This window comes from Peribacillus sp. NPDC101481, assembly GCF_044767165.1.
Lineage (GTDB): Bacteria > Bacillota > Bacilli > Bacillales > DSM-1321 > Peribacillus.
In genome coordinates, this window is the sequence record NZ_JBIWNJ010000002.1 from 1,340,323 (window position 1) to 1,352,935 (window position 12,613).

Here is a 12,613-nt window from a genome sequence, read left to right on the forward strand (position 1 = left end):
GATATTTCAAGGATACTGTTTGTTTAGCAAGGACAAAACAGGACATCGGTCGGAAGGGGAATATAAAATCTGAAGGGAAATAGTAAGGTAGTTCGGAAGTAAAAAAAAGAGGGAGATGGAGCTATGAAGAAATTACTTACTAGTTTGGTAGTATTGGCAATGGCCCTTGGGGTATCTTTTTCCACAGCTTCAGCATCTGCTGGAGGTTTTCACCACCCCGACAGCTGGGATAAGAATTCTATTTTACGGAAGGACACTCATGGGGTGGAGGTCAGAAATATGCAGTATATCCTGAATGTCATGGGCTTTTATACGGATTCTGCAGTGGTTGACGTTGATGGTATCTTTGGACCAAAAACAGAAGCGGGAGTGAAGAAATACCAAAAAGAAAACAACTTGAAAGTGGATGGTGTGGTTGGCCCCCGGACGTGGGATAGCTTCTCGCAATATATTAAGAAGAATGGCAATGAAACATATGGCGCAGGCGGAAACATGGGACTCAGAATTAAATGGAAGTACGACAATTCCTCCTATACATCGGGATCTAAAGCCTATATTTACGGTAATGGAGATACATTAAGCGATCAATACCGATTGTATGCAAATTAAGATAAAGGAAATTCCTTTCTATGAAAAACGTGTCCACAAATAGGCACGTTTTTATTTTTTCTTTCACAAGTTGAGTGTATTTTTAAACTCCTGTTTCCTTCTTGGGTATTGTGTGGTAGATTTTCGATTCCCTGAATAAATGCTATTCCTTCCAGAGGAATCAGTTTAAGTCCAAAAACATATAAGCTGGTAATGATGTTACTGCTGACTATAGTGAAAAAATCCATTAATCCTTAAGCGACGGAACCCCCTGTCTTAGTATTTTTTATACTCAATTTAAAATTTAATCTTTTGAATTTCACTTTCTCACCTATTGCCTAATTAATGAAGATGCTGATATGATCCATTTTTTCGATAGGCAGGACCTTTAAAATCCATTCATTTTAAATGGAAAAATGGTAAAGTTAGAGGGGATTGAAGATTTCTTTAGAATACTGACCCTCTCCAATCGGCTGTAGCTCCGAATGGAAGGAGGGAAATTAAAAAATTAATATATGATATAAGACTTAGAAGGAAATTCACAAAAAGTATTTGCAGAGGAGTAGCGCATATGGACAATTACTTATCAATCAGTGAAATGGCTTCCATTCACAGTATCTCAAGGCAAACACTCATTTATTACGATAAGATCGGTTTATTTAAACCGGTACATATAGATGAACATGGTTATCGATATTATAGTGCCATTCAGATTCCGTTTCTAAGGGAAATTTGCTTTTTGAAGTCGATTGGCATCAAACTGAATGATATTAAGGACCATATAGGAAATCGGAATTTAACCACTGCCATGTCACTTTTGGAATTTCATCAAGAATTCATTGATAAAGAAATAAATGCCTTGATGAATACCCGTACATTTATTCAACAGAGATTAATGAAATATTCAGAAGCCAAAAATATTAAAAGTGAATTGGATAAACCTATTATAGAAGAATTTCCTGAAAGGCATGTCTTATTTATACCATTTGAAAATGATTTGTGCCGTGAAGAATTACATTTAACGCTTATGAAAGCTTGGAATGTATTAAGTAAACATGAAATGCTTCCGTCTGAGGGTTTTGGCACGGTTATTTTAAAGGATAAACTTGGAATGGATGATGTATTCGAGGGTGCGGGAATATATACTGCATTACCTTTTATAGATCCTGATATGGATAACATGATGACGTTGCCTGCTGGGCAATATGCCTGTGTATATAAATATGGAATGCCATATAATATTGAGTTTTTAAATGAATTGGTTCAATGGATCAGTGAAAATCACTATAGAATTATTGGGGACGTTGTGGACGCTTGCTTATTGGATACGACCTTTTACGAGAATGATAGTAGTGTTGATTTTTGTCAGCTGCAAATCCCTGTAGAGAAAATTACTTGAATTTTCAAATATCCATTGACTGTATAGTAGAAATACACTTTAGAATATCAATTGTAACCGATAACATATAGGTTATTTGAATGTGACTATACATAGGATACTGATCTTAAAGTGACAGGGGGATTTATTATGTCTGAAAAAATGAATAAAGTGACAGATTTACGTTCTGCGCTGGAACTACTGAAGTCGATTCCAGGACAATTGATTGAAACGGATGAACCAGTCAATCCTCATGCTGAATTATCTGGCGTGTATCGTCATGTCGGTGCTGGCGGGACAGTGATGCGTCCAACAAAAATCGGGCCTGCCATGGTTTTCAATCATGTTTTGGGTCATGAAGATTCAAGCGTGGTAATCGGACTTTTAGCCAGCCGGGAAAGAGTCGGCCACATGCTGGATACAAAACCCGAGCGGCTCGGGTTCCTTTTAAATGAAGCTGTAAAAAACCCAATTGATCCAATCACCATTTCGAATGATAAAGCGAAAGCTCAAGAAGTGGTTCACTATGCAGAAGATCCCGGTTTCGATATTAGAAAATTAATACCTGCGCCTACGAATACAGAGGAAGATGCAGGTCCGTATATCACCATAGGAATGTGCTATGCCTCTGATTCAGAAACCGGTGAATCTGATATAACGATACACCGATTATGTTTACAAAGTAAAGATGAGATGTCCATGTATTTTGTTCCTGGCCGTCATTTAGAAGTTTTTCGTGAAAAGGCTGAAAAAGCAGGAAAACCGTTACCAATTTCCATTAGTATCGGTGTTGACCCTGCAATTGAAGTCGCTGCTTGTTTTGAAGCACCTACGACTCCCCTTGGCTTTAATGAGCTGAGTGTTGCAGGGGCGATCAGGAAAGAAGCGGTAGAATTGGTCCAATGCTTGACAATTGATGAAAAAGCTATCGCGAATGCTGAATATGTAATAGAAGGGGAATTGGTTCCCGGAGTGCGCGTTCGGGAAGATCAAAACACCAATACTGGAAAAGCAATGCCGGAATTCCCTGGTTATACAGGTTCAGCTGTTGCGGATCTGCCTCTAATCAAAGTGAAAGCCGTAACGCACCGAGTCAATCCAATCATGCAAACAGTTATTGGTCCAAGTGAGGAGCATGTTAATATGGCTGGCATTCCAACTGAAGCAAGCATTTTGCAAATGGTGGAAAAGTCCATGCCAGGAAAATTATTGAATGTTTATGCCCATACTTCAGGAGGAGGTAAATACATGGCTGTTCTTCAATTCAAGAAAAGTCAGCCAAGTGATGAAGGGCGCCAAAGACAAGCTGCACTATTGGCATTCTCTGCCTTTTCTGAACTTAAGCATGTATTCATCGTGGATGAAGATGTGGATCCCTTCGATAGCAATGATGTTTTATGGGCGTTAAATACTCGTTACCAAGGTGATGTTGATACGGTTTTCATTCCTGGAGTGCGCTGTCACCCGTTAGATCCTACACAAGATCCCGCATACAGCCCTACCATTCAGGAAAAGGGTATTTCCTGTAAAACCATTTTTGACTGCACAGTACCATTTCATTTAAAAGATGAATTTAAAAGGTCCGAATTTAAAGAGGTGGATCCAAGTCGATTCGTTCCTGGATTTTCCAATACGTAAGTTTCCATAAAGCTTCGATTCGATGACTAATGTAAGGAGGGGAATTAATGAAAATCATTGTTGGAATAACAGGAGCGACTGGAGCCATTTTCGGAATTAGGATTCTTCAGATGCTTAAAAGCAGTGAAGTGGAGACCCATTTAATCATGTCCCCGTGGGCACATGCCACCATTCAACATGAAACATCATATTCTGTTAAAGAAGTGGAGGGATTAGCTGATCATTCCTATTCTTACAAAGATCAAGCAGCAAGAATTTCAAGTGGATCGTACCGGGTTGATGGCATGATCGTAGCACCTTGCAGTATGAAAACACTAGCTTCCATTCGCATGGGGCTAGCGGATAATTTATTAACGCGATCTGCTGACGTCATGTTGAAAGAAAGAAAAAAATTATTACTAATGACTAGAGAAACCCCTCTGAATACGATTCATTTGGAGAATATGACGGCGCTTTCCAAAATGGGGACCATTATATTCCCTCCGATGCCAGCCTTTTATAATCATCCTGAGAATGTTAACGATATCATTGATCATCTGGCTTATCGTGCGTTAGATCAATTTGAAATCGATACTCTCGGTGCGAAACGGTGGGACGGAATGAAATATCGCACCAAAATATAACAGATTACTAAGGAATTAAAGAAAAAGGTGAAAAAATGAATGGGATGGAAATGCCAGAAGAGATATTCGACTTGTTAAATGGTAAAGAACTTGTCGACAAGCAGCATGAAGCCATGATGCTGTTAACGATAAGTGAAGAAGGATGGCCGCATACTGCAATGATTAGCGTAGGTGAGATCGTAGCGGTAAGCCGGAAGGAATTAAGGATTGGCCTATGGCCGGATACTTCGACCACAGCCAATGTCATTCGTACCCATAAAGCTACACTGGTTTTGTTTTGGAAAGGTAAAGCACAATATATTCGCCTTTCATTAGAGAGATTAAAAGAGCTGCCATATGTCCAATATAAAAGAGTAAGATTCCACGCCCAAATAGTAGAGGCACGGGAGGATATGGCTAAGTATGCTGAAATACGCTCTGGAATTAAAATCGACTTGAAAAACCCTAAAGAAGTTGTTGAACGTTGGAGTGAGACCATAGGGGATCTCCTTCAATAAAATTCCCAGGTACCGACTTTAAGTTACTGAGTAATTGAAATTATCAAATAATAATTGTAAAAATCCGAACTTCATGTAAAATGGAATCATTACATGTATTTATAACTTGCCTATTCATTAACCATTAAAAAAAGCCCTTTTTTAATGAAAATTAATGAACTGACTGGCTATCTTAATTTCTCGATCAAGTTACCTTGATGGTGAAGTTAAGATAGCCTTTTTTATTAAATATGCTGGCTGGTTTATGTTAATAATCATGAAATGGGGAATGTCACTATGGAAATGTATGTAAAGGAATTGGGGAACAAAAGAATTCAAATTGCAGATTATCCTGGAGAGAAAGGGCCAATCATAGCCATACATGGTTTAACGGGTAATCATAAGCAAATGCATTATTATGCAGAAATGTTAAAAGGCGAGTACAGAGTCATCTCGATTGACTTAAGAGGGAGGGGAAATAGTTCGAGGGCAGATGTACAGTCTTCTCTTTTTAAACATGCAGAAGATGTAATTGAGTTAATTCAAGAATTAAAGGTTGAAAATCCGATTTTGATAGGGTATTCAATGGGAGCCTTCATCTCAAGCGTTGTAGCCAGCAAATTAACCTCGGTACAGGCATTGATATTATTGGATGGTGCGGCCATTTCCTCTCAACAACAAAGGGACATCGTACAACCATCACTAGGCCGATTAAGTAAAGAATATGAATCTCAGGAAAGTTATATTGCTGAAATTAAGGAAATCTATAGCCGTTTGGGTATCAAATGGACGGATCACCTGCAAAGTGTGGCGGAGTATGAGGTTCATGAAGTGGATGGTCACTGGGAGAATAAATCATCAGAAGATAGCATTCTTAGGGATTTTGATAGTTTTTATTCTTTTGTCCCTAAAGAGATTTGTAGACAAATTTCCTGTAAAACGTTATTGGTGTATGCCAGTGGGAAAATAGGGGAATTTCCTCCATTATTTTATGAAGAAGCCTATGCTGATACGAAGAAATATACGCCTGATATCGAAATGATCGTTTCTACATGTAATCACTATACAATGGTGTTTGAAAATAGAGTGGAGATTAACGAAGGAATAAAATCTTTTTTAAAACGAATTTGATTTTTTGCAGTTATTTTTAAAAAAGATATTGAAATTAACAGAAAATAGTGTAATATTAAGAATATATAAAAAACTTAATTATTGCCTATTCATTAGCTATTAAAAAATAACCTTTTTTAATAACAACTAGTGAACAACTGGCTACCTTAAACACCTGCTGTCATTTATTGATAGTAATGTTTAGGGTAGCCATTTTTGTCGTGATAATGTAAACGCTTAATGAATTTGGGGGTTTTATGGTTGAAAATCATTGATTTAACATTGGAACTTTACGATGGTCTAGTTACAAATAATGATTTACCTGCAATAGGCATTAAAGATGAACCTCTTGAACAAAAGGGGAAATCTGATTCACTTCCTAGAGGATACCGTTCCAAGTTGATTTCTTTTTCTGACCATAGTGGGACTCATGTCGATGTGCCTTCACATTACTTTGAAAACGGGGAGTCGGTTGAAAACATCAATCTGAAGAATATGTTTGGTGATGCCCTCATACTGGATGTAAGCATGTTAAAAGCGACACATGAACCGGTTACGAAAGCTTTACTTGAAGAGGCGGAACGCAGGCAGGGGGTGTATGTAGAAAAAAACGATATCGTCCTCATCAGGACATGGGGGAAATCATGGGGGGAAGAAGGCTTTTTTGAAGCGCAGGCCTTAGATGATAGTGTGGCCCAATGGTTTATTGAAAAGCAAATACATATTGTCGGTTTGGATTTGCCCAATGCCGATTTGAACCAGGACTCAGAAAGCGGAATTCATCAAAAATTACTGAACCATGATATATATATCGTTGAAAATCTAGTGAATCTTGAAAAATTACCTAAGCATTCTCGCTTTCTTTTTTTCGGGATCCCTTTAAAACTAAAAAATGCAACAGCCTCACCTATAAGGGCACTATCGATACTTGATTCACAATTAATATAAAGAGGTGCAGACGAATGAGCGAGGGATTATTGTATTTCAAAGAAGTTTATGATGTTGTACCAGGCTGGGTGCAAAAAATGCACGATTATAGCCCCAATGCACTTGATCACTATACCAACTTACGCAGTAACATCATGCAAGAGGGAGCCTTGACGAAGAAGGAGAAAGATATATTACTGGTAGGCATGAATGCTGCGAGGTTGTATGAACGAAGTATGGTGTACCATACAAAAGGGGCAATCGATGGCGGGGCAACATTACCGGAACTGGTAGAATATCTAATAGTTTCATACTTATATAACGGAACAGAAGCATTAAAAACAGGAATGAAGTCTTTGGAGTATGCTCTTACACTTAAAGGCATTCGATATCCCGAAATAAGTGGCCATCAAGGAACAGCAGAAGAAATCCTGCTTTATATGATTGAACTATTAGGGGATGAGGAGACGGGATTCGTCTCGAATGTTTTGAAACTGGTTAAATCGGAAGACCAAAACTCCCTCAAAGATTATATATTAAGTGATTCAGTGGTTTCAAAAAGGCTAAAACATCTCCTGATGACAGGAATATTCATTACAGAATTAAAAGGGGAACAGGTTGGGGAATGGATGGAGGCGGCAAGGTTAAATGGAGCCTCGGAAGAACAATTAGCTGAAGTGGGTCTGATTTGCTTATTGACTGCTGGAATACCTGCTTGGTTTGAGGCAAGTGATTCATTGATTGAAAATAAGTAACGTGAGATTGGTGGGGAAAACATGACGAAAGTACATCAAGATATAGAAGCAGCTTTATCTTGTGTGAAGAACGGTCATACATTAATGGTAGGTGGATTTGGCTTGATCGGTGCCCCTCTTACATTAATAGATGGTTTGGCCAAAAAGGATGTAGCAGGCTTGACGGTAATCAGTAACAATTTAGGCGAGAAAGGAAAAGGTCTGGGAGTTCTCCTAAGCCAGAAGAAAATAAAAAAGGCGATTGGTTCTTATTTTACAAGCAATCGTGAAATTGGGGAGGTTTACCAACGCGGGGAAATTGAATTAGAACTATTACCACAAGGGACATTAGCGGAATCCATTCGTGCTGGCGGTGCTGGCATAGGCGGTTACTATACGAAAACGGGTGTAGGGACCGATTTAGCTAAAGGAAAAGAAGAAAGGGAAATAAATGGGGCTACATATATTTTTGAACCTGCCATAAGAGCAAATGTAGCTTTGATCAGGGCATGGAAGGCAGATACACTTGGTAATCTTGTTTATTATAAAACGGCTCGAAACTTTAATCCGGGAATGGCAACAGCCGCAGATGTCGTAATTGCGGAAGTGGATGAGATAGTTGAACCTGGAGAACTCCCGCCAGAAGAGATTGTAACACCGCATCTATTCGTCGATGGAATTATTAAGGCAAAGAAAATCCTGACGAAGGAAGGTGTCAAAGTTTATGAGTGACAAAGAATTAATGCAAAATATGATAGCAAGACGCGCGGCAAAAGAATTGACGGGTCCTTGTATAGTGAACCTTGGAATCGGGATTCCGACCTTGGTTGCAAAGTACATTGATGATGAAAATGTTTTTTTCCATACGGAAAATGGATTGTTGGGAGTTGCTGATGTAGAGGAAGATGAAATCGATCCCAATTTAGTTAATGCAGGCAAGTTGCCAGTAGGGGAATCGATTGGTGCATCATTCTTTAATAGTGCTGAATCGTTTGCAATGATCCGTGGAGGACACATTGATGTTGCCATCTTAGGTGTTTTGCAGGTAGGTCAAACCGGGGAAATTGCAAATTGGGCGGTACCAGGCAAGAATATCATGGGTGTTGGAGGAGCGATGGACCTGTTGGTTGGCGCCAAAAAAGTGATCGTGACCATGACACATACAAGTAAGGAAGGTAAAAGTAAGGTTTTAAATGAATGCACCTACCCGATTACTTCCACTAGAAGCGTTGACTTGATCATCACCGAGTTGGCAGTCTTTGAAGTAATTGAAAAACAGTTGAAATTGATTGAATTAATGCCAGGTATAACGATCGAAGAAGTAAGAGCAAAAACAGAAGCGAATTTTATCTATTAAATGTTAAAAAGGTGGATTAAATGAAAATACGTTCAGTTGATGTATACATTATTGATTTACCCACAATTCGTCCTCATCAGCTTGCCATGCATACGATCGTGGAACAAACGATCATTCTTGCCCGTGTCATGGATGAAGAGGGTGCGGAAGGTTGGGCGGAAGTGGCGACAATAGGCGGGGCTTCATATGGTGAGGGGACACCTGAGGCGATCAAAGTGAATATTGATACATATATCGCCCCGCTTATCATTGGAAAAAACCCCGTCCATTACGACAAAATCATGCATGAAGTTTCACTAAATGTTAGAGGAAACAATTTTGCGAAGGCTGTCGTTGAATCAGCCATGGTGGATTTAGTAGCCAGAAGGAGAAACATCCCTGCTTATGAATTATTCGGTGGACAAATTCATAAATCATTGCCGGTGGCATGGACTTTGGCAAGTGGGGATACGAGTAAAGATATCGAAGAAGCGAAAGAATCCTTACACCAAAAACGTCATAATATCTTTAAATTGAAAATTGGCAAAGGTAATCCATATAAGAATGTGGAGCATGTATTGAAAATTATTGAAGCCGTGGGAGATCAAGCACGCATTACTGTTGATGTTAATCAAGCATGGGATGAAACAACGGCTATTTATTGCATTGAAGCTTTACAGGAAGGCGGGGTTTCCATGGTCGAACAGCCGCTGCCAGCTTGGGATAATGAAGGGATGTCAAGATTGACCAATCGTTTTAAGGTCCCGATCATGGCCGATGAATCATTGAATTCATTACAAGATTCATTCCAAATAGCTAAACATAGGGCAGGTAATTCCTTCGCCTTGAAAATATGTAAACATGGAGGGATGACCCAAACGAAAAAGGTGGCTGCGATTGCTGAAGGTGTAGGCTTTGGTTTGTATGGAGGAACGATGATTGAATCATCATTAGGAACGGCCATTTGTGCACAACTTTATTCAACCATTCCAAAATTTGAATTCGGTACAGAATTATTTGGACCGTTACTTTTCAAAGAAAATATTACGCTAAACGAAATAAAATATGAGAATTATGAAATAATCATCCCGGATGGTCCAGGATTTGGCATGGAGATGGATATGGAAAAGGTAAAACATTTTTCAAGAGGTCTTTAATTAATATAAACTGGAATGGGGATTATGGAACTCCCACTGGTTTATGCAAGTAATCTTGAGAGGATGTAGTTTTATATGGGACAGCCAACTTTATTAATCACGGCCTATGCGAAGGCACCGCAAAATACGAGCATGTATGAAAATTATAAATACGCTGGGATGGTACTGGAAATTCACAAAGAAAGTCACATAATCATTAATGCAGAATTTACGTTTTTAACAACTTTGGCCCAGGATTTTTTTAAGCGAATGATAGTTGGTTTTGATTTTAGTAAAGATATTGATTCCTTAATAGAGAATATTAAAACGGACTTTTTAGCTCCATCGCAGCAGTCTGTGATTGTTGCCCTGAAAATAGCTCACCAAAGATATAAGGATAGTTTAGAAGAAAGAAATAAAAATAGCAGGAGGTAGAAAATTGAGCAATGTAGTAATAATAGACTCGGTTCGCACCGCTATAGGGAAATTAGGGGGAGCATTGGAGAATGTTCCTGCCGATTTCCTGGCAGCTGCTGTCCTTGATGAAGTTATCAAGAGAGCGGATATTCCTAAAGAGAGTATTGATGAAGTGATTATGGGACAAGCCAAACAAAGTTCAGACGCGTCAAATTTGGCAAGAGTTGCATCACTCCGGGCAGGTTTTCCTGTAGAAGTACCAGGTTATACCGTACACAGACAATGCGGATCCGGCATTCAAGCGATCAATTCTGCCAGTCAACAAATTCAATGCGGATTTGGGGATGTAATCATTGCAGGCGGAGCGGAATCAATGAGCACGGCCCCATACTATATGAGGAATATCCGTTTTGGATTGAAATCAGGGAATGGACAGTTATTGGATCCGAATACGGAAAGCCAGCCAGGTTCACAGCCCGTTGAAGATTACGGGATGTTAACGATGGGAATGACAGCAGAAAATCTGGCTGAAAAATATTCCATTTCAAGGACTGAACAAGATGAATTTGCTTTAAGGAGCCAAGAAAATGCAAAACGGGCAATTTCTACTGAAATATTTACGAAAGAAATCGTTCCGTATCAAATTAAAACGAAAAAAGGGTTAATGGAATTTAATGTGGATGAGCACCCAAGAGAAACCAGTCTGGAAAAGCTGGCTAATTTAAAACCGGTTTTCAAGAAGAATGGAACGGTAACCGCTGGAAATAGTAGTGGTAGAAATGATGGTGCATCCGCTCTGATACTTATGTCGGAAGAAGCAGCAAAAAGGCGTGGTAAAAAGCCGAAAGCAAGAGTGATTGCTCAAGCGGCAGCAGGCATATCACCAAATTTCATGGGGCTTGGGCCTGTCAACTCCACCTTGAAAGCGCTTCAAATATCAGGGTTGAAACTGAATGATATTGATTTAATTGAACTGAACGAAGCCTTTTCTGCACAAGCTTTGGCAGTAATCAAAGAATTGAGGCTTGATATGAATAAGGTGAATCCTAATGGCGGTGCCATTGCCATGGGACATCCAATTGGTGCCACTGGAGCAATTTTAGCAACCAAGTTGATACATGAGTTAGAAAGAACCGGAAAAAGATATGGGCTAATCACATTATGTATAGCAGGTGGATTAGGAATCAGTACCATCATTGAAAATCAACAAATATAAAAACTTAAAAAAATTGGAGGAAGTATTATGAAGAATCAAAAAGTAATCGACGTTTATAATGGATTGGTAGTTAAATTCAAGGAATTAGTTAGCGAATACGAAATTGATCACAATGACTATCAAGCTCTTGTTGATTGGATGGATCAATTAGGCAGGGCAGGGGAAATTCCGTTATTTATGGATGTTTTCTTTGAAACTCATGCACTTCAGGAAATGTATAAAAGTGTAAAAGGAACGGAACCTACTATTCTAGGACCTTATTACATAGAAAATACGCCAGTCGTTCAAAATCCCGGAGTGTTGCCACAACGTGAAAATGAACCAGGTGACGTCCTTTACTTTTCAGGATCTGTTAAAGATGTTAATGGAAATCCGTTGTCAAATACCAAAATAGATATGTGGCAGGCTGATACAAACGGTGAATACTCATACTTCGCTGAAGGTATTCCAGATGATAATTTACGTGGTGCTTTTTATACGGATGCGAATGGTAATTTTGAAATAAAAACAGTTGTACCGGGTAATTATTCAATTCCAACAGATGGACCTTCTGGTCAATTCTTAAAGTGGATTGATCATCATTCATTTCGTCCAGCACATTTGCATCTCTTATTCCAACCGGAAAATGGCGATAGATTAGTAACACAAATATATTTTGAAGGCGATGAATATTTAGAAAATGATGTTGCACAAGGTGTTCGCGGAAGCTTAATTACAAAGTTAGAAAAACATTCCGGTGCAGAAAAAGGATTGAAAAATGATTATTATAAGGCTCATTTAGATTTTGAACTTAGATTACAAGATAAACCTGTTTTCAATAAGGCTGTCGTGAAAAACTAATCATCGATAAGAATATACATGTGAAGATTTTCTAAGAAGGATTTTGTTCCCTTAGGTAATAAGAATACTAAAGATGCTTTGTTAATGGGCAATTCCAATGAAGATTATCTGATTTTTCCGATTATTTTCCGAGTTTCTATTTTAGAACTCGGAAAATACATTCGAAACCGATATTTTATGATGGGAGGCGGAAA

At 38.8% G+C, this 12,613-nt stretch carries 14 protein-coding genes; all 14 read left to right on the plus strand.

The window, feature by feature from the left end:
- Positions 1 to 123: 123 nt before the first annotated feature.
- The 14 genes from ACIROD_RS16485 (at position 124) to ACIROD_RS16550 (ending at position 12,419) form a co-directional block, all read left to right on the plus strand.
- On the plus strand, positions 124 to 609 hold the full coding sequence (locus ACIROD_RS16485; protein WP_230176504.1) for a peptidoglycan-binding domain-containing protein: 486 nt from the start codon (positions 124 to 126) through the stop codon (positions 607 to 609).
- A 550-nt stretch (positions 610 to 1,159) separates the two neighbouring features.
- A complete protein-coding gene (locus ACIROD_RS16490) occupies positions 1,160 to 1,987 on the plus strand; it encodes a MerR family transcriptional regulator (RefSeq protein WP_101221730.1) in 828 nt (275 codons plus the stop codon).
- A 129-nt stretch (positions 1,988 to 2,116) separates the two neighbouring features.
- Positions 2,117 to 3,604: a UbiD family decarboxylase gene (locus tag ACIROD_RS16495; protein ID WP_230176502.1), complete on the plus strand. Its 1,488-nt coding sequence runs from the start codon at positions 2,117 to 2,119 to the stop codon at positions 3,602 to 3,604.
- A gap of 47 nt (positions 3,605 to 3,651) precedes the next feature.
- Complete coding sequence (locus ACIROD_RS16500) at positions 3,652 to 4,227, plus strand: non-oxidative hydroxyarylic acid decarboxylases subunit B (RefSeq protein WP_101221732.1); 576 nt, start codon at positions 3,652 to 3,654, stop codon at positions 4,225 to 4,227.
- 35 nt (positions 4,228 to 4,262) lie between these two features.
- Positions 4,263 to 4,724: a pyridoxamine 5'-phosphate oxidase family protein gene (locus ACIROD_RS16505; RefSeq protein ID WP_230176501.1), complete on the plus strand. Its 462-nt coding sequence runs from the start codon at positions 4,263 to 4,265 to the stop codon at positions 4,722 to 4,724.
- Between the two features lie 276 nt (positions 4,725 to 5,000).
- Positions 5,001 to 5,834, plus strand: a complete 834-nt coding sequence (locus ACIROD_RS16510) for an alpha/beta fold hydrolase (RefSeq protein ID WP_230176500.1) — start codon at positions 5,001 to 5,003, stop codon at positions 5,832 to 5,834.
- Positions 5,835 to 6,074: 240 nt separating this feature from the next.
- A complete protein-coding gene (locus tag ACIROD_RS16515) occupies positions 6,075 to 6,761 on the plus strand; it encodes a cyclase family protein (RefSeq protein ID WP_157830962.1) in 687 nt (228 codons plus the stop codon).
- A 14-nt stretch (positions 6,762 to 6,775) separates the two neighbouring features.
- Complete coding sequence (locus ACIROD_RS16520; protein ID WP_048687690.1) at positions 6,776 to 7,495, plus strand: carboxymuconolactone decarboxylase family protein; 720 nt, start codon at positions 6,776 to 6,778, stop codon at positions 7,493 to 7,495.
- Between the two features lie 21 nt (positions 7,496 to 7,516).
- A complete protein-coding gene (locus ACIROD_RS16525) occupies positions 7,517 to 8,206 on the plus strand; it encodes a CoA transferase subunit A (protein WP_402942179.1) in 690 nt (229 codons plus the stop codon).
- Positions 8,199 to 8,831, plus strand: coding sequence for a 3-oxoacid CoA-transferase subunit B (locus tag ACIROD_RS16530; RefSeq protein WP_402942181.1), 633 nt, complete (start codon positions 8,199 to 8,201; stop codon positions 8,829 to 8,831). Before ACIROD_RS16525 ends, ACIROD_RS16530 begins: the two co-directional genes overlap by 8 nt.
- 20 nt (positions 8,832 to 8,851) lie before the next feature.
- Positions 8,852 to 9,967, plus strand: coding sequence for a muconate cycloisomerase family protein (locus ACIROD_RS16535; RefSeq protein WP_260357306.1), 1,116 nt, complete (start codon positions 8,852 to 8,854; stop codon positions 9,965 to 9,967).
- 75 nt (positions 9,968 to 10,042) lie between these two features.
- Positions 10,043 to 10,381: a DUF3870 domain-containing protein gene (locus tag ACIROD_RS16540; RefSeq protein WP_048687694.1), complete on the plus strand. Its 339-nt coding sequence runs from the start codon at positions 10,043 to 10,045 to the stop codon at positions 10,379 to 10,381.
- Positions 10,382 to 10,385: 4 nt separating this feature from the next.
- Positions 10,386 to 11,579, plus strand: coding sequence for a thiolase family protein (locus ACIROD_RS16545; protein WP_402942183.1), 1,194 nt, complete (start codon positions 10,386 to 10,388; stop codon positions 11,577 to 11,579).
- A gap of 27 nt (positions 11,580 to 11,606) precedes the next feature.
- Positions 11,607 to 12,419, plus strand: coding sequence for a dioxygenase family protein (locus ACIROD_RS16550; protein WP_402942185.1), 813 nt, complete (start codon positions 11,607 to 11,609; stop codon positions 12,417 to 12,419).
- Positions 12,420 to 12,613 lie beyond the last annotated feature (194 nt).

What these genes read in the sequence shown, in the direction of transcription:
- ACIROD_RS16485 (WP_230176504.1), top strand. Translation starts at nt 124, where the DNA reads ATGAAGAAATTACTTACTAGTTTGGTAGTATTGGCAATGGCCCTTGGG.
- ACIROD_RS16550 (WP_402942185.1), top strand. Translation starts at nt 11,607, where the DNA reads ATGAAGAATCAAAAAGTAATCGACGTTTATAATGGATTGGTAGTTAAA.
- ACIROD_RS16530 (WP_402942181.1), top strand. Translation starts at nt 8,199, where the DNA reads ATGAGTGACAAAGAATTAATGCAAAATATGATAGCAAGACGCGCGGCA.
- ACIROD_RS16490 (WP_101221730.1), top strand. Translation starts at nt 1,160, where the DNA reads ATGGACAATTACTTATCAATCAGTGAAATGGCTTCCATTCACAGTATC.
- ACIROD_RS16500 (WP_101221732.1), top strand. Translation starts at nt 3,652, where the DNA reads ATGAAAATCATTGTTGGAATAACAGGAGCGACTGGAGCCATTTTCGGA.
- ACIROD_RS16520 (WP_048687690.1), top strand. Translation starts at nt 6,776, where the DNA reads ATGAGCGAGGGATTATTGTATTTCAAAGAAGTTTATGATGTTGTACCA.
- ACIROD_RS16505 (WP_230176501.1), top strand. Translation starts at nt 4,263, where the DNA reads ATGAATGGGATGGAAATGCCAGAAGAGATATTCGACTTGTTAAATGGT.
- ACIROD_RS16540 (WP_048687694.1), top strand. Translation starts at nt 10,043, where the DNA reads ATGGGACAGCCAACTTTATTAATCACGGCCTATGCGAAGGCACCGCAA.
- ACIROD_RS16535 (WP_260357306.1), top strand. Translation starts at nt 8,852, where the DNA reads ATGAAAATACGTTCAGTTGATGTATACATTATTGATTTACCCACAATT.
- ACIROD_RS16510 (WP_230176500.1), top strand. Translation starts at nt 5,001, where the DNA reads ATGGAAATGTATGTAAAGGAATTGGGGAACAAAAGAATTCAAATTGCA.
- ACIROD_RS16495 (WP_230176502.1), top strand. Translation starts at nt 2,117, where the DNA reads ATGTCTGAAAAAATGAATAAAGTGACAGATTTACGTTCTGCGCTGGAA.
- ACIROD_RS16525 (WP_402942179.1), top strand. Translation starts at nt 7,517, where the DNA reads ATGACGAAAGTACATCAAGATATAGAAGCAGCTTTATCTTGTGTGAAG.